13 protein-coding genes and 1 pseudogene are annotated in these 18,309 nt (G+C 44.4%); 13 read left to right on the top strand and 1 reads right to left on the bottom strand.

Annotation, left to right across the window (positions count from 1 at the left end):
• The first annotated feature begins 64 nt into the window (after nucleotides 1-64).
• From G3352_RS00430 to G3352_RS31655, 3 genes and pseudogenes are all read left to right on the top strand, one after another.
• Nucleotides 65-1,522, top strand: a complete 1,458-nt coding sequence (locus G3352_RS00430; RefSeq protein WP_163752980.1) for an alpha-L-fucosidase — start codon at nucleotides 65-67, stop codon at nucleotides 1,520-1,522.
• A 277-nt stretch (nucleotides 1,523-1,799) separates the two neighbouring features.
• The gene (locus G3352_RS00425; protein WP_413027986.1) at nucleotides 1,800-3,008 is read left to right on the top strand and encodes an RICIN domain-containing protein; all 1,209 of its coding nucleotides are present in this window, start codon (nucleotides 1,800-1,802) and stop codon (nucleotides 3,006-3,008) included.
• 3 nt (nucleotides 3,009-3,011) lie between these two features.
• A pseudogene (locus G3352_RS31655) lies at nucleotides 3,012-3,122 on the top strand (exosporium glycoprotein BclB-related protein); the annotation flags it as partial.
• Nucleotides 3,123-3,891: 769 nt separating this feature from the next.
• On the opposite strand, the gene ytaF reads toward G3352_RS31655, so the two are convergent.
• The gene (ytaF, locus tag G3352_RS00420) at nucleotides 3,892-4,515 is read right to left on the bottom strand and encodes a sporulation membrane protein YtaF (RefSeq protein ID WP_163752978.1); all 624 of its coding nucleotides are present in this window, start codon (nucleotides 4,513-4,515) and stop codon (nucleotides 3,892-3,894) included.
• Nucleotides 4,516-4,680: 165 nt separating this feature from the next.
• On the opposite strand from ytaF, the gene G3352_RS00415 reads away from it, so the two are divergent.
• The 10 genes from G3352_RS00415 to G3352_RS00370 all read left to right on the top strand — a co-directional run bounded on the left by G3352_RS00415 (nucleotide 4,681) and on the right by G3352_RS00370 (nucleotide 18,273).
• Nucleotides 4,681-5,340, top strand: a complete 660-nt coding sequence (locus tag G3352_RS00415) for a DUF1232 domain-containing protein (RefSeq protein ID WP_163752977.1) — start codon at nucleotides 4,681-4,683, stop codon at nucleotides 5,338-5,340.
• A 658-nt stretch (nucleotides 5,341-5,998) separates the two neighbouring features.
• A complete protein-coding gene (locus G3352_RS00410) occupies nucleotides 5,999-11,197 on the top strand; it encodes a S8 family serine peptidase (protein WP_163752976.1) in 5,199 nt (1,732 codons plus the stop codon).
• 227 nt (nucleotides 11,198-11,424) lie between these two features.
• Nucleotides 11,425-12,183, top strand: a complete 759-nt coding sequence (locus G3352_RS00405) for a YheC/YheD family protein (RefSeq protein ID WP_163752975.1) — start codon at nucleotides 11,425-11,427, stop codon at nucleotides 12,181-12,183.
• A gap of 238 nt (nucleotides 12,184-12,421) precedes the next feature.
• Nucleotides 12,422-13,426, top strand: coding sequence for a Gfo/Idh/MocA family protein (locus G3352_RS00400; protein WP_345940700.1), 1,005 nt, complete (start codon nucleotides 12,422-12,424; stop codon nucleotides 13,424-13,426).
• A 19-nt stretch (nucleotides 13,427-13,445) separates the two neighbouring features.
• Nucleotides 13,446-14,369 (top strand): AraC family transcriptional regulator, encoded by a 924-nt coding sequence (locus G3352_RS00395; protein ID WP_240342869.1) that lies wholly within the window; start codon nucleotides 13,446-13,448, stop codon nucleotides 14,367-14,369.
• Between the two features lie 12 nt (nucleotides 14,370-14,381).
• Nucleotides 14,382-15,473: a Gfo/Idh/MocA family protein gene (locus tag G3352_RS00390; protein ID WP_076288366.1), complete on the top strand. Its 1,092-nt coding sequence runs from the start codon at nucleotides 14,382-14,384 to the stop codon at nucleotides 15,471-15,473.
• A gap of 146 nt (nucleotides 15,474-15,619) precedes the next feature.
• Complete coding sequence (locus tag G3352_RS00385; protein WP_163752973.1) at nucleotides 15,620-16,333, top strand: glycosyltransferase family 2 protein; 714 nt, start codon at nucleotides 15,620-15,622, stop codon at nucleotides 16,331-16,333.
• A 211-nt stretch (nucleotides 16,334-16,544) separates the two neighbouring features.
• The gene (locus G3352_RS00380; protein WP_076288368.1) at nucleotides 16,545-17,150 is read left to right on the top strand and encodes a pentapeptide repeat-containing protein; all 606 of its coding nucleotides are present in this window, start codon (nucleotides 16,545-16,547) and stop codon (nucleotides 17,148-17,150) included.
• A 135-nt stretch (nucleotides 17,151-17,285) separates the two neighbouring features.
• Nucleotides 17,286-17,669, top strand: coding sequence for a hypothetical protein (locus G3352_RS00375; RefSeq protein ID WP_163752972.1), 384 nt, complete (start codon nucleotides 17,286-17,288; stop codon nucleotides 17,667-17,669).
• 67 nt (nucleotides 17,670-17,736) lie between these two features.
• Nucleotides 17,737-18,273, top strand: coding sequence for a GNAT family N-acetyltransferase (locus G3352_RS00370; protein WP_163752971.1), 537 nt, complete (start codon nucleotides 17,737-17,739; stop codon nucleotides 18,271-18,273).
• Nucleotides 18,274-18,309 lie beyond the last annotated feature (36 nt).

The raw sequence follows: 18,309 nt of genomic DNA, 5'->3' as shown, positions 1-18,309 counted from the left end.
TCTATCCGCGGATCATGCCACTACAATACAAGTGGATATGATAACGGAAGGAATGAGAATGATCATGGATAAAAATGAATATTTGCAACAGATCGAAGAGACCATTGCCGAAGGGAAGTATAAGGACAATTGGAATTCCCTTAGCGCATTTGAGGTTCCCGAGTGGTATCAGAACGCTAAGTTCGGTATTTTCATTCATTGGGGCCTTTACTCGGTCCCGGCTTATGATAGTGAGTGGTATTCACGAAATATGTATATAGAGGGCTCCAAAGCTTATGAACATCACCTTAGTGTTTATGGCCATCCGAAGGATTTTGGCTATAAGGATTTTATTCCGATGTTCCGAGCAGAGAAGTTCGATGCAGATGAGTGGGCAGTGCTTTTTAGAAAGGCAGGAGCCCGTTATGTGATGCCTGTAGCCGAACACCATGATGGCTTTCAAATGTACAAAAGCTCCTTCTCTCACTATAACACAGTTGAAATGGGACCCAAACGTGATTTGCTGGGTGAGATGAAGGTCGCGTATGAGAAGCAGGGTCTTATCTTGTGTGTTTCGTCACACCGTGCTGAACATTGGTTTTTCATGTCTCATGGAAAAAACTTCGATTCAGATATCAAAGAGCCGCTCAGATGCGGGGATTTCTACTGGCCTGCAATGCCAGAACCGGATCATCATGACTTATATGGCTCCCCTCCAACGGATGAATATTTGGAAGATTGGTTGATTCGTTGCTGTGAACTGGTGGATCAATACCAGCCGAGCGTTTTTTATTTTGACTGGTGGATCCAGACGGCGGCGTTCAAACCATACTTGAAAAAGTTCAGCGCCTACTACTATAACAAAGGTGAAGAGTGGGGCATTCCGGTAGCGATTAACTATAAACATGATGCTTTTATGCTTGGTTGTGCCGTTCCGGATGTGGAGCGCGGGCAATTTGCCGATCTGAAGCCGTATTTCTGGCAAACCGATACGGCTGTCGCTAAAAATTCCTGGTGTTATACAGAAAACAATAACTATAAAACAGCGGATGAAATCATCAGGGACCTCGTTGACATTGTGAGCAAAAATGGTAGCCTGCTGTTGAATATTGGACCAAAAGCAGATGGCAGCATCCCGGATGAAGACAGAGATATTCTGCTCGCTATAGGTCAATGGCTGGAAGTGAATGGTGAGGCGATCTATGACACGACGTTCTGGCGGACGTATGGGGAAGGGCCGACCGAGGTGAAGGAAGGGCAATTTACAGATGGCGAGACCAAGATCTTTACAAGTGAGGACATTCGTTTCACTGTAAAAGAAAGCTGCCTTTATGCGACGGTTATGGCTTACCCGGAGAACGGGATCGTTCATATTCGTTCGCTGAAGGAGAACTCTCATCATTTCCATGGACTGATTAGGGACATTCAGGTATTGGGCTTCGACGAAGAACCGGAATGGAGCAGGACGGAAGAATTCTTGACGATAACGACAAGGAACGTGCATAGCGGCTCACCCGTCGTATTTAAATTAGAACTGGATTAAGAGATGAGATCGAAGGGCTATAACCAACAGTAATACGTACCGGTTATAGTCCTATTCTTTGTGCGATTCTGTAATGGATTATACTCGTTTACGCGTTGAAGAAGGGCTATCTTGTCCATTGTATATCCTGTTCGCTGTTAGAAATAATCGAGCTACATACAGAATACATTTAATGTAAACGTTGTTACGGATTGAGAAAAATGGGGTATCCCCGTTCAGAATCAGTCCGTTAATATGGGGAGGGAAAATATTGTTGAGAAAAAGAAAAATCGTCAGTATGCTGGTGCTGTTCAGTTTCCTGATCGCTTTGCTGCCTGGCACGACGACAAACGCAGCGACCAATTGGAATCTGGTATGGAGTGACGAATTCAATGGAAGTTCTCTGAATACGTCAAATTGGTCTGCAGAGATCGGTACCGGCAGCGGTGGATGGGGAAATAATGAATTGCAGTATTATACGAATCGCACCGAGAACCTGCAAGTTACAGGTGGCAATCTGGTCATCACTGCACGTAAAGAAAATTACAATGGCAGCAGCTATACCTCCGCACGAATCAAAACCCAAGGCTTGAAGGATTTTACTTATGGGAAAGTCGAAGCACGTATCAAGCTGCCGTCCGGTCAGGGGTTGTGGCCTGCTTTTTGGATGCTGGGAAGCAACATTAATTCCGTCGGCTGGCCTAAGAGCGGAGAGATCGATATTATGGAGCGGGTAAACAACAATGCATTTGTAAACGGTACCGTGCATTGGGATGCTAACGGGCATGCCGATTATGGGAAGATATCGGAAAATCTTGATTTTTCACAATTTCATGTGTACAGCATCGAATGGGATTCCAAATATATAAGATGGTTTGTGGATGGCAAACAATTCAATGAGTTTTACATTGAAAATGGAACAGGCAACACAGAGGAGTTTCAGCGTCCGTTTTTCCTCCTGTTGAATATGGCTGTGGGCGGGAATTGGCCTGGCAGCCCTAATAATGCGACACCTTTCCCATCACAAATGCTGGTGGATTACGTGCGGGTATATCAAGCAGCGAGTACACCGAACATTGTCAGCGGAGGCCTCTATACGATTGGTTCCAAAGCAAGCGGTAAAGTGTTGGATATTGTGGATGTATCCACGGCAAGCGGAGCCAAAGTACAACAATGGACCAACTACAGTGCGAGCAACCAAACGTTCAGAGTCGACAGCACAGGGGACGGTTTCTATAAACTCACGGCTGTTCACAGCGGAAAAGTTCTGGATGTTCCTAACTCAACAGCATCACCCGGCGTGCAGCTCCAGCAATGGGACGATAACGGCTCTAACGCCCAAAGGTGGAGCATCCAGGATGCGGGTAACGGTTACTATAAAATCATTTCCAAGGTGAATGGATTAGCGGTAGATGTTTCGAGCTCTTCAACGGCAGATGGGGCTGCAATCCAGCAATGGAATGATAACGGTACAGAGGCACAAAGATGGTCGTTCAATAAACGGTAGGCAGCTATGACTGTACAGACTCGTCTGTTGTTGGTGTTCTCGGCGACGGCTACCGGACTCACACTCGTGAATACCGTTGTCGGCTATGCAAGTGGTGGCGTGAATATTACCTGATTTAGTTTAGCGAACAACAGAATTAATAAATTGAAGAAACAAGCTGGGCTCCATTTGAATAGGAGACAGCTTGTTTTATTGTTCTGTTAGGTTTATCTTCGACACAAACAGGATTGAATGAATCAACTGAGAAACCATCATCAGCTGAATTACCTGTATATTAGACATGCTTCTCTTTGGAAATCCTGAACAGGTGAACCGGAAGAGCGAACGATACAGCAAGACGATATGTGCATGGAGGGAACCATGAATATAGAACAGCTTTTTTTTCATATTTTATATTGCAACTCAAGGAAGCCCAATGAACAGCGGAAGTTTTCCGATAAAAGTGTGCGGACGCTCCAGCATCATGAACTCATTTTTATTACAGGCGGGAAAGCGGATTTACCATCGAGAGTAAAAGACATACCATTCAGGAAGGTGTTCTGATCTACAGGACTATTATCTATTGGAAGAAGTCTTTAAACATATGGTGGACACTTAGCATACGAAACTACCGGGTTATGAGATTAGCATCAATTCCTTCCTACAGCAATTGATTATCGCAATCGGTCAAAATATAAAAAAGCGTCATTGTAATTATGCGACATCCTTGAAAGTGGAAAAGATCATCAACTATATGAGTGAAGAAGTGGTTACGGCACTGAAATAGACAAGCGGGTGTTTAACCAAGGATTCTGACAAGATAAGGATCTATCAACAATAGCGCAAAATGCTCAAAAGGAGACATCTGATCAGATGTCTCCTTTTTGGAATTTGCCATACATGATTAGAACAAATTATTGGCTGCAATCAACAGTAAGAGAACCCCGCTGACAAGTGTTCCGAACTGTCCCAATGTGAATGAACCAATACGAACGTTTGCCGCTTTGGATCCCATCCACACGCCAAACCATACGGTAACAAAACTGCCGATAGCTGCGGTAAGGGAAATATACAAGGGGGATAAGTCCATCAGCCCGGCGCTTAGGCCATTCGTCAATGCATTTGTCGAAAGGGCAACACCCAGAATCAATGCTTCGAGAACTCCAATATGGTTTGATTTGTCCAAATCTACCCGTTCTGGATTTTGCAAAATAGACCCGATCCCGAGGGTTTGAGAACCGGTCTCTTCATGATCTTTCTTCTTGCGGGGAACCGATAATAGAATGATACGAAAACCGATAACGAGTAGGATAAATGTTCCCAGCAGTATAGGAAAAACGCCAGGAAGCACGATCGAAATCCATTTCCCGAACAAAATACCTGAATAGCTGAAAAATAAACAAACAACGGCGATCAAAAAATTCGAAAATAGGCTGATTCTAATTTTTCTGATCCCGTACGATAGTCCGACACCCAGATTGTCAAGACTCGAAGAGACGGCCAAAGCAAGAATAAGCATCCACGCCATAAAATCACCTCATGATCTGTAGTCTGCTCTTAATGTATGTCATGTTGAGATTCATGTGTCCGTCCTTGAGAAAAATGCAACAAAACGTTGTTGATGAAGAAAGAATAAGGTAAACTTTCACCACATTGTCCCATATACTAGACTATCGATCATATCTCAGGAGGGATGCTGGTGAGAGCAAATGATCAAACAAAGGATTGCCTTATTGGAGATTTGATCAAGCCTCTGCTAGCCAGACGTGCGCTCTCGATGCGCAAATTCAGTACGTTGTGCGGAATGGACACGGCTACCATTTCTCGGATACTGAACGGGAAGCAGCAACCGAAGCTCACACATTTGCAGATTTTTTCCGAACAGTTGGACGTTTCACTGGATCATCTTATTGAGGCTGCAGGCTACAAAATCAATCACGTCAAAAGAGGGGCCGAGCAGGGTATTCTGGATTCGCTTGAATCGATCAAAACGGTCCTGCAACATACGAAATTATTGGACCTCGATATAACAACAGAGCGGATAAAACAGGAAATGGTTAAGTACGAACAATACGCACGTACGGATGAAGGGCATCGAATAATATGCAAGGAGTTTGATCTAAAAATCAATCAGATTAACGGTGCGGGACCGTTTATAGATCATTTGAAGGAAATGCATATTCAATACTGTGATGAGATTACATCCGAGAACGATCGTACTCTGATCGGTAGTGCCTTATTATACTTTATTTCGTCTGCGGATTTGATCCCGGACTATCTCTTTCCGATTGGTTATCTGGATGATGCCATCGTTGTGTATCTAGTGTTGGATCGGCTGAAGCAGCGCTCATGACAGGATTGGTTTGTAAGAACCCCAAAAGAACGACGCGAAGTTTCTCGCATCGTTCTTTTTGATGTCCGAATGAATCAGATATAGTTAAAAAGGACTGTTTGGATCAATCGAAACGTCAGAGTCTTCATATTTGCGAAAAGAAGATGAATTACAGAGAGTCATTAGACTCATGAAAGCATTAAAAAGGCTTAATTTCTATATTTTTCTATAAAAGTGCTTGTATATCTCATTTTGTGACTCTATAATATACCATAAATATACAATAGAATTCTAAATTTTATATTATATGTAATTTTAAGAGTTTGTTTGTACATAGGTAAAGAAATCTCCTGTTCTACTCAGGTCCATAATACTCCCTTGTAAAGTATGCGTTCTTGCTAACGCCGGTGATTACCCTCCTTAATGCATGCGATTAAACTTCCGCTCACAAGATGGATTGCTCTGTAATCCACCTCTTCCATATATACGCTGAAATTGGCTATCTAATAATCTTTCACATACGATGTAATTTAATTACCTGCCCTGTAAAGGAGGTGAGGCTTGATGTAAGTAAACGCAATCAGTCTGTCCAGTTGAGGTCGTTTCATCGTTTTCATTTTTAGGAATAAATACAGCGAATCACTGTATTACAAAAACCGGGTAAAGGGAGTGGAAAAGTTTGATAAAGATGAATCGTTTGCGCAAGCCGCTTTCCATGGGCCTGTCGCTTCTCCTTGCATTATCTATCATTCATCCGGTTTCAGCTGAAAACGCCGCATCGCAGAAGATCGACATGAAATCCAGTTCGGGCAAAATCACCACCTCCAAAGTCAACGCAAAGCTGACCAAAGAATTTGAGAGCAATGATTATGTTACTTATCTTGTGAAAATGAAAGAACAGGTAGATACAGCCTCAGTATCCAAGCTAGCCTTGGAAAAAGCGACGATTGACAAGCAAACGGCTTCGGCAACGAAATTGTCCGTGAGAAGCACGGTTGTCAGTACTCTGAGGGAAACGGCCTCACGATCTCAGTACACCCTGGAAAGTTTTCTTGAAAAGGAACTTGACCTTGGCAAGGTCAAAGAATATAAAAGCTATTTCATCGTTAATGCACTCGCAGTAACGAGCACGAAGGAAGTCATGGAACAGATTGCACTTCTTCCCGAGGTGGATAAAATACTGCCTAACGAGCAGCGTTATATGCAGAAAACCGAGATTAGTAGCGAAAGCGCAACAGCTGCTCCAGCAACGGAGTCTGCCAAGGCGCCAGCCAAAGAGGCGGATAAGAAGGAAAGTGCAGCTGCTAACGATAAGAGCCTACAGACAGAGAATGTTGAATGGAACATCGATTCTATCAACGCCCCAGCAGTCTGGGATAGAGGAATCGACGGTACAGGAATCGTTGTTGCCAACCTGGATAGCGGGGTCGATTACACCCATCCAGCACTCCGCAGCAAATGGAGAGGACTCGATGCTTCGGGAAATATCGTTGATCCCGAGCTAAGCTGGTATGATCCCCATAGCCATGCTTCTCTTCCTGCGGATGGAGACGGTCATGGTACACATACCATGGGAACTATGGTAGGCTCCGAAGCGAACGGCACCAACAAGATTGGGGTTGCTCCCGGAGCAAAATGGATTGCTGTTCGGATTTTTAATCCGAGTACGACCGATGCCATTATACTGGATGGCGGGCAATGGCTGATTGCTCCAGTAGATGCTGAAGGAAACTTGCACCCCGAGCTTGCCCCGGATGTGGTTAACAATTCCTGGGGTGGGGGACCAGGATTGGATGAGTGGTTCCGTCCAATGGTACAAGCTTGGCGTGATGCACAGATCTTTCCGGAATTCTCAGCCGGGAATGTGACACTGACAAATCCGGGAGGTCCAGGTTCAGTCGCGAACCCTGCGAACTATCCAGAGAGCTTCGCTACGGGAGCAACGGATATCAACGGGAATCTGGCTTCGTTTTCCCTACTGGGTCCTTCACCTTATGAGGAAATTAAGCCGGAAGTTTCGGCTCCAGGTGTTAACATCCGTTCATCTGTTCCGGGCGGAGTATATGAGGGTGGCTGGAACGGCACGTCCATGGCAGGCCCACATACCACTGCACTGGCCGCACTCCTGCTTCAAGCCAATCATTCCCTTACGGTTGATCAGTTGGAGCAGATCATTACGGATACAGCGACACCAAGAACAGACAGCCGGTATCCAACCTCGCCCAATAACGGCTACGGTCACGGCATTATCAATGCACTGGATGCTGTAGGTTCTGTACTGGAAGGCATAGGCACGGTATCCGGCAGGGTTGTCACAGCAGGTGACGATCTGGAAGCACCGGTCCTGGAACATACGCCTGTAAATTCTGCTTTTACGGGGCTTGATATTCCACTTACTGCACGTGTTACCGATAATGTCGGTGTAACCACAGTGGAGGCTTTTGCCAAAACAACGGGCACGAGCCAATACGTATATCTGCCGATGAATCGAGTAGCTGGGGATGCCAAAGATGGAACTTACACAGCGACAATTCCGGCATTTCTGATCGAGTCACAAGGCTTGGAGTACTATATCCGGGTCAATGATTATGGCAATAACGGATTCGAGAGTAAAGTTTATAAGGTCGCTGTCTCCAATGGAGTTCAGCCTGGGTATCTGCAAGACTTTGAGGAAGACAATCTGGGCTTTACCTCGGGCGGAGTTAGCAACACCTGGGCATGGGGAGCACCAACGAGTGGACCGGGAAGTGCTTACTCTGGTGACAAGGTGATTGCAACCAATCTGACAGGGACTTATGCAGCCAACAGCAATGCCTACTTGCTCGCACCACCAATTGATCTTACCGATAGCTCTGAGGGAGCGTTGTTATCCTTCAAGCACTGGTATGATTTGGAGAGCAATATCGATTTTGGCAAAGTGTACATTGCAACAGAGGATAGTGACTTCGTATTTGAAGAGGCATTGAGCTTTACAGGTGCCGGTGGAGACTGGAAAACGCAATATATTGACTTACGTGACTACGCAGGTCAACAGGTGTTTATCAAGTTTAATCTGACAAGTGACAATTCCGTTCAAAAGGCTGGTTGGTATATCGATGACTTTTCAGTACAAGCTCCAGATGATATTGCTCCGGGAGCGCCAAGCGGATTGTCCGCTTCTGCAGACATTCTGGGGAATGTAAACTTGTCCTGGACGGGATCGGACGATGAGGATCTGAAATCCTATAACGTGTATCGTTCAACGAATTCCGGCTCAGGTTATGAATTGCTCGGAAATACATCTGCAACGACATTTACGGATACGGCTACAGTAACAGATTCGACTTATTTTTATACGGTAGCCGCTCTTGATTATAGTGGCAATGAGAGTGACAAGTCGAATGAGGTATCCGTGACCGTGGAGGTCCCTGAGGATATCTTCATCGATCACTTTGATGGCAGTAGCGATAATGGCTGGACTCATTCCGGCACCAAGGATGAGTGGGAACGCGGAGTTCCCGTCGTTGGACCTGCCAGTGCAGTTTCTCCGCCGAATGTATGGGCAACCGATCTGGACAGCAACTATGAGAACGCTTCTAACTATTCTCTCGTATCGCCAGTCGTGGATCTAACTCAGGTGGATCAAGCCACGCTGACGTTCAATCATTGGTATGAAATCGAAAGCGGATACGATTACGGTTATGTTGAAGCCACGAAAGACGGTGGTAACACATGGTCGGAGCTTGGTAAATTCTCTCATTCTTCAAATGGAAAACAATGGACTCCAGTATTCTACGATCTGGCAGCATTAAAGGGGAATGAAGTTCAATTCCGGTTCAGATTGACTTCGGACAGTAGTGTCGTCAAGCAAGGCTGGTACATCGATGACTTCCGCATTCTGGGTATCGCCGCTGAGACGGTTACGAAAGATACGGCAGTTGTTCTGAACAGCGACAAACCTAAGCCGGAATATGATACTTCTTGGTACAAAATTTCAAGTACGGACAAAGCTGAATTCAATAAAACCAAGCAGGAACAGCCTGAAGTACAGAAACCTGGAACAGGCTCTGTAACGCCGCAAAGCTTGCCTGCAAGTGCTACGGTTACCGTTCTGGAAACAGGACGTTCAGTGAAGACGGACCCGACGACAGGCAAATACAGTTTCACTCACGTGGCGGGTGATTACACGTTGAAGGCTGAGGCCTATGGCTATTATCCTCAAACAAAGACGGTAACCATCACGGATGGAAGTGGAGCAACAGCCAACTTCAATCTGGAAACCATTCCTCAAGGAAAGATTGAAGGTATTGTGAGCGATGAGCGGACAGGGAAACCTATCTCTGGAGCATCCGTCCTCGTGTTGGAAGATGCTCAAGTAGGTGCTGTACGCACAGGAGCAGATGGTAAATTTGCTCTGGATGTTCTGGAAGGAAGCTATACACTGTCGATCATCGCGACGGACTACTATAGCAAAACTGTAAATGTAACGGTACCTGGAAACGGTACTGTCGAAGCGAAAGTTGCCTTAAAACCATTTATCGGATTTCCTGGTGAAATCGCTTATGACGATGGATCGGCTGAAAATGCAAGAGCCTTTGTGGCCGCCGATAACGCATGGGCTGTACGTATGACGCCAGAATTGGAGACAGCACAACTTACAGGTGCATCACTTCGATTCTGGAATACACAATGGCCAGTACCAGGAGGAACAGCATTCAAATATGCCGTCTATGATGCCACTGGATCAGGTGGAGCGCCAGGCCGATTGCTGGCGGGTCCGTTCGATGGTACGGCATTGCGCAATGATCAGTGGACAACCGTTGAATTTCCTGAACCTGTAGTGGTACAAGGTGATTTCTATATCGTCTATGTACAGACTGCTGTCGGAACGAGCGCACCGGGACTCGCAACCGATGAAAATGGTGTGAATGCAGGGCGGAGCTGGCAGCGTGTAGGCGGCGTATGGAGTACTGCACCAGCAGAAGAGGGTAATTATATGATTCGTGCAGTGGTAAAATATCCGGTGAATGCACCTGTACTGACGCAACCGACAAACACCTATACCAACCAGCCGACATTTGATGTATCGGGAACTTCCCCAGCTTCTGGGGCTCAAATTAAGATATATAACGGGAAAGAACTAGCCGGAACAACGACAGTGGAGAATGGGAAATTCAAGCTGAATGTTAAACTTCGTGCAGGGGTTAATGCCATTACTGCCGAGGCTGTAGTTAACGGCAAAACGACAGATCGCTCCCTTCCAGTTGTGATCATCTTGGATCAGACAGCACCTGTGTTAACGGTGCTTACACCTGAAGAAGGAAGTCGAACCAACACCGAAGTGGTTCATGTGACGGGCGATGTACAGGACCAATTCCTCGACAAAGTGACCATTAACGGACAGAAGGTGAAATTGGAGCAAGACAGAAGCTTTTATCACCGCGTACTTGTAAATGAGGGGAAAAATACGATCACAATCATAGCGACAGATATTGCAGGCAATAAAACAACTGTGACCCGGACTGTGTATGTGGAAACGTCTTTGCCCGAACTGACCAATATCTCTCCGGCTGAGGATGTACGGATTGTGGCAGGAGAAACCGTAACGGTTTCGTTCGACAGTATCCCCAAATTACAGGCTTCTTTCCGAATTGAACTGCCATCCAATTTGAGCACACAGGCTGGCGCAGAGATTCCATTGGTGGAGACGGAACCTGGTCATTATACAGGCACCTATACCACTGCTTCTTCGCTTGTGCTTGAGGGTGGAGTGATCGTGATCCGTGCTCAGGATGCAGCAGGGAACAAAGTCGAAGTGGAAGCGCCCGGACGGTTGTTCGTATCAGCAGCAGAAGCTCCGGACACGAATGTGCCAGTTGACGAAAATCTGTTGCCATAATCGAAGCATCACGAAGATGCTTATAATCCAGTTTCAAATTGAAACGGAAACGATGATTTGAAAATGTTAAGTTGAAAAGCCGACAAGCCCAAAGAATAGGGTTTGTCGGCTTTTTACGTGTAAATTCAAGAAGTATTGCCTAAGATTCGTTCAATGAAATTGCATATGATGCATGAACTTAATGAAACAGCGATATGTGTTGGATATGAAGACGGGAGGAACGAACTGTGGGTATTGAGAAATCACAACCATTAAGAAGCAAATGGCTAAAAACAAAGCAGCTTATCAATAATGATTCAATAAAACCGTTCATACCTGATACACAAAAGTTTAACAAGGTGAATCTAAAATCTATGATAACCAGATATGGGATGTTATATATCAAGCCTGAAATAGGAACTCATGGAATGGGCGTAATAAAGGCTGAGATGGAAAATCAACAGGATTTTGCGTATCAGATGAATAAAAAGCGTGTGACGTTTAATAGCTTCGATTCGTTCCATAAAAGTCTTGCACACGTTGTGAATCAGCGAAGCTATCTCATTCAAAGAGGGATTCATCTGCTAAAACACAACAACAGGCGCTTTGATATCCGCGTCATGGTGCAGTTAAGCCCAAAACAGCAGTGGGAAGCGACGGGGGTAATCGGTCGACTTGCACATCCCCAAAAAATAGTAACCAATTATCATAACGGCGGTCAGCCAGTGGATATTCACAAACTACTGGGATCTCACGTATCCGCAAAGCGCAGCAAAGAGCTGATTCAGGAGATGAATGAGCTTGGCCTTGTGATCGCTCGTCATATGAATAAGAAATACAAACGATTGAAGGGAATTGGCGTGGATATTGGACTGGACCAAAGTCTTAAACCCTGGATCATTGAAGTGAACGCCAAGCCGGATCCTTATATTTTTAATCAATTAAAAGATAAGACAATGTATCGCAAGGTAATCCGGTACTTCCGCCATACAGATCATAAGCCATAAAATCTTCAACCTAACTTTGAACATCCTTGATTCTGAACGATTACATGCAGAGAAAGCTTCCTATCATCACGACTTGGTGAACAGGAAGCTTTTTTTGCTTGTTATTCTCAGAAGGTTATTCTGATTCGTGTCGTAATTTTATATAGTTATTGTCGTAAGTTCCTATTAAAATTAGATCGGGTCTGTGTTAATTTATAGTTAGATGTCAGAATATCATATAGTATGGAGGTTAATCATAGTGACCATTCGAATAGGTAAAATAAGCTTATGGCACGTACATGCCTGGGATTATATTAAACAGGCTCAGGAGCACGAAGATACGGTGATGGCTGCTGTATGGGATGAAGATGCCGAGCGTGGACAGGAAGCTGCTGAACGTCTGAATGTACCATTCTATGCTTCGCTTGAAGATATGCTGGCACAGGACAACATCGATGCCGTCATTGTAGATGCACCGACACGTCTTCACGAAGAAGTGATTACTGCTGCCGCGAAAGCGGGCAAACACATTTTTACAGAGAAAGTTATCGCTTCAACTATTAAAGAAGTAAATACGATCATTTCGGATATACAGGATAACGGAGTGAAAATGACGGTTTCTTTACCGCGTTTGAACGATGGATATACATTAACGATTCAAGATGTTCTGAACCAAGGACTACTTGGTAAAGTGACTTATGTTCGTGTGCGTCTATCGCATAACGGTGCGATTGGCAATTGGCTGCCTGAGCATTTTTACGATCTGAAAGATTGCCAGGGCGGGGCATTAATTGACCTCGGTTGTCATCCGATGTATCTGACGAATCTGTTCTTGGGCCAAGAAGTGACAGGAGTTAATGCTAATTTTGGATATGTTACTGGAAAAGAAGTGGAAGATAATGCGGTTGCTACCTTATTTACGGATTCCGGAGCGATCGGTGTGGTTGAGGCTGGATTTGTGAACAGTCATTCACCGTTTGCGATAGAAGTGCATGGTACGGAGGGCACACTATTATACGGCACACCGGAGGATAAGCTATTGATTCGCACGAATGTTGGTTCAGATCAACAGAAAGAATGGACGGAGGTTCCTTTGCTGGACAGAAGAGAAAGCGCATTCAGCCAGTGGGTATTCCACATTCAAAATGATACGATTGCTACCGAGAATTTGCAGACGGCTACTCAGTTAACTCGCCTGATGGAGGCCGCCAACCTTTCTGCGAAGGAAGGACGCAAAATCTCCTTGAAGGAGTTAAAGGGATAGGGTATTGGGAGGTGCCGCATTGAGCCGATATCCTTTTGAGAAGATGCTTGAACGACAGGATATCCTGGAAAGGCTGGATGTCTCGATCCTGTGGGGACACTACGAGATACGGGTTCTGCGATTTCATCTGACTTCTTTTCCTGCAGGCAGAATCGTTGATTTTCATAACCATGCGGAATTCGAGTTACATTTCATCCCGAGAGGGAAAGGGAAAGTCATTCTGGGGGATGAGATGCATCCGCTCTCTGAAGGCATGCTGTATTTAACGGGTCCGGGCCTTGTTCATTATCAGGAGGCGGATTCTCAAGAAGCCATGGATGAATTATGCCTGCACGTGGATATCATCGAACATCCCAGAGAGGGTGTAGATCCGTGGGAGGCAGCAGAATCAGAGGAAACGATCGAAAAGCTTAGAACACTTCCTCTTGTTCCGGTACATGATTATCATCGCGCCATGAACTGTTTCCTGGAAGCCTATGAGGCTTGTGACCGTAAACTGATCGGATATTACACGTCTATTAAACAGCAGGTGATTAGCATTCTACTGAAGACCGTCCGAGCCTACGATATCGGGGGAAATCGGGCGGAAGCTCCTGTGCGAGACATGTCTGTGTACAGGTACGATTATGCCGTTCAGTATATGGAGGCGAATCATCCCTCAGCAGTAACGCTGGAGAATGTAGCGGAGAAGCTGCATATTAGCAGCAGACAACTGCAACGAATCTTTTATCAGGTTCAACCGGAAATGCCTTTCAGCCGTGTGTTGGAGGATATTCGCCTGCGTGCGGTGTGCCGCAATCTGGAAGAAAGTAATGTTTCCATCGAACAAATTGCCCTGGCTTCAGGGTTTACCAATGCGAATTATTTGCATGCTGTTTTTCGCAAGCGTCTGGGGATGACCCCATCGGCTTTCCGTAAAATGAAACAACCAAACCAAAAGTGAGGGTGATTAGATATGAGTAAAACGTATCGTGTAGGGATTATTGGCTGTGGCGGGATTGCAAACGGCAAACATCTGCCAAGTTTGAGCAAGCTTGATAATGTAGAACTGGTTGCTTTTTGCGATATCGTTCAGGAACGTGCAGAAGAAGCCAAAGAAAAGTATGGTAGCGCCGAAGCGCAGGTATACACCGATTATCAAGAATTACTTCAGGATGAAACGATTGATATTGTTCATGTTCTTACGCCAAATATCTCTCACGCAGAGATTTCTATTGCTGCACTGGAATCCGGAAAACACGTTATGTGTGAAAAACCAATGGCCAAGACATCTGCTGAAGCGCAAAAAATGCTTGAAGCAGCCGAGCGTACAGGTAAAAAACTGACCATCGGATACAATAACCGTTTCAGAGAAGACAGCTTGTACCTGAAGCAAATGTGTGAAGCTGGCGAACTCGGTTCGATTTACTTTGCCAAAGCACATGCGATCAGAAGAAGAGCGGTACCTACTTGGGGTGTTTTCCTTGATGAGGAGAAACAAGGCGGCGGACCGTTGATTGACATCGGTACACACGCACTTGACCTGACACTGTGGATGATGGATAACTATCAACCAAAAGTTGTTCTGGGCACAACTCATCACGAGCTTTCACAAAGAGAAAATGCAGCGAATGCATGGGGCCCATGGGACCCGAAAAAATTCTCCGTTGAAGATTCCGCTTTCGGTATGATCGTAATGGAGAATGGCGCGACGATCATGCTGGAATCCAGCTGGGCGCTCAATTCACTGGATGTGGATGAAGCGAAATGCAGCTTGAGCGGAAGCGAAGCGGGCGCGGATATGAAGAATGGTTTGCGCATCAATGGCGAGAAATTCAGCCGTTTGTACACCAACGAAATTGAATTGAGTGCAGGTGGGGTCGCTTTCTACGATGGAAAGAGTGAAAGTGCACCAGATGTAGAGATGAGAAAATGGATTGAAGCGATCGATAAAGATCTGGAGCCGGTTGTAACTCCTAAACAGGCTTTGGTAGTTTCACAGATCCTGGAGGCACTCTATGAGTCAGCTCGTACAGGTAAAGCCGTATATATGAACGAATCCAATTAAGCTTAGTATGAATTTAAGAACCCTTTGTCCTGATCTTGAGGACATAGGGTTTTTTGGTGTTTTATACGCTATCCATTTGTCTATACCATTCTCTACTTCTGAACGTATGATGAAAAAACATATATGTGCAGAAAAGAGGGTATGTCATGACAGCAAATAAAATGGGAAACGGTGTCTCCTTTATTGTATGCACCAATCGGCCACAATTCTTTGACAACATCCTGCAAAATTACAATCGACAGCGCTATAAGGCAAAAGAGCTTATCATCATTTTGAATCATGACAGCATGAATTTGCAATTATATCAAAATCGAGTTCGAAAACATGCGAATGTTAGTGTCTATCAAGTACCAGAAAGCATATCGCTCGGACAAAGCCTAAATGCGGGAATTACCCGAGCCCGATTCCCGTTGATCGCTAAATTTGATGATGATGACTACTACTCGCCATTTTATTTGAAAGAACAAGTGAATGGGCTAAGACGTACGAAAAGCGATATTGTGGGCAAACATTCGTGCCTCGTTTACTTGGGTGCTTCAAAAACACTGCTGGTCAGATCACCCAAAGAGAAGAATAAATATGTGGAATTTATACAAGGTGGCACACTTCTATTCAAAAGGGAGATATTGAAGAAGGTCCGATTCACGGATCGTTCCATTGGAGAAGATGTAACCTTTCTAAGACAATGCAGAAAAAGAGGATTCAAAACCTATGCTACGTCACCATATAACTATGTGTATCACCGGAGACAAAATAAAAAAAGTCATACCTGGAGAGCAGATGACAGCTTCTACTTGGAAGGAAGCAAACGGTTAGCTGTCACGGAAAATTTCAGATCTTATGCATATAAGGAATTATAGAGGGAACCTGATTGAAGTACTAGCTAAACACATTTATGGAGCCAAAAAGCCGCGATTTTCGCGGTTTTTTTATTAGAAGTAGCTACGTTTTTTATAAAAAAGTGACTTGACTTTTGCAGACGTTTAAGCAGGTACTTGACATCGGTATGGTATATTATAAAAAGCTCTTTAATGGGGAACACATGATAATCTACAAAATGGGGTGTACGTGATGTATCAATATAAGGATCAAGAGTATGAAGGTGTACATTTTGAAGGACGCGACTTGCGTTATGGAGAACTAATCAGCTGTGTTTTCAAACAGTGTACCTTTATGAACGCTTCGATGGAAGAAATCGAGACAAGCAACTGCCGTTTTATCGAGTGTGACTTTAAAGGTGCTTCCATGAATGGCTCCATCCATAGAGAATCGGCGTTTGAAAACTGTTTATTTGGTGGTGCTAATCTTTTCGCTTCCAAATTTACCTCCTGCAAGATGACTGGTTCGGACTTTTCAGGTGCACAAATGGATGGTATTACACTAAGTCAGGGTGATTGGTCTTATACGAATCTGAGACATACCCGATTGGGCAAACAGGATTTGCGAGGAATTCGTTTCTTTGAAGCCGACTTTACGGATACGGATTTTACCAAAGCGGATCTGAGAGACTGTGATCTCACAAGAGTAGTTTTAAGCAGAGCCAAGCTGCAAGGGGCTGATCTTAGAGGCGCTAACCTGGAAGGAATCGATCTGAAATCATTGGATATTAAAGGCGTACGTTTGGATCGCGAACAAGCGGTTCTGTTTGTACGCTCATATGGTGCGAAAGTAGATTAAGCTGAACCTGAAATAAGAAACCGCCTATAAGGCGGTTTTTTTGATATGGAGGTGTTCCAGTTCAAGCAAATTTGCAGGAATAAGAGATATAAAGAAGAAATAATAAACATAAGTTTCAAATAAAAGGAGGCCATTATGTCGACTACATTAATTACTATTGTTGCTGTTATTGGCTTTGGGCTTATAACAGGCACAATCACTATGATTATGGTATTCAAACTGCTCCGTAACAATAAACAGAAACAGCACCTTCGAAAAAGCATTTTAATAGAGGGGATTCCCGCAGAGGCTATTATTCATGACATTACACAAACTTCATCCAGTATGGATGGAAGGCCGGGAGTGCGACTGGATTTGACCGTAACCCAAGTAGACGGCCGTACTTTTCCCACGATTGTAGAGACATATATCCCGGTTACACTTATTCCCCAATTCCAGAAAGGAAGTGTCATTCACGTAAGATACATAGCAAACGGAAATGAACGAAAGGTTGAAGTGGAGGATGCTTACATGCCGTAATTGAACTTTTACAACTCAGCTGAGACAAATAAAGAACAGAAATCGATTTAATCCAGGGGGATATTTTTTGAAATTAGTTAAAGCTTATGATATGGATTTGAACGAAGAATGGTCGATGCATCTTCAGGAATTGCTTATTGCCAGTTTTCCAGAGGTCTATCCGAAAGACCGATTGTTTTTTAAGCAAATTCCACATTGCAGAATATTAGCATTCACCTCGGATAATCAACTGATTGGGCATGTAGGATTAGATTACAGAATGATGAATTTGAATGGAAAAGCGATAAGAGTCCTAGGGATCATTGATCTGTGTGTTTCCACTTCACATCGTTCTCAAGGAATTGGTTCCTTTTTGCTAGCGGAAGTGGAGAAGCTGTCCAAAGGGCATATTGATTTTGTGCTATTATTTGCTGATCATGAGGACTTGTATAGCAAAAATGGATTCAAAACGGTTAACAACACATGTAAGTGGTTGAAAATTGACCATGAAACCTTAACTACAATTGGAGTTGGAATTCAGAAGGTCGAAGGCTTGATGGTTAGAGAAGTCGGAACATTACCATGGAGTGAGGGAGAACTTGATTTTTTAGGCTATTTGTATTGAGCACTATGAGCACTCACCTAAAAAGAATGAGCAATA

It is taken from the genome of Paenibacillus sp. ALJ109b (assembly GCF_010747435.1).
Taxonomy (GTDB): domain Bacteria; phylum Bacillota; class Bacilli; order Paenibacillales; family Paenibacillaceae; genus Paenibacillus; species Paenibacillus taichungensis.
The sequence above is the reverse complement of the archived record's forward strand: the minus strand, read 5'-3'. Positions and strand labels throughout refer to the sequence as shown.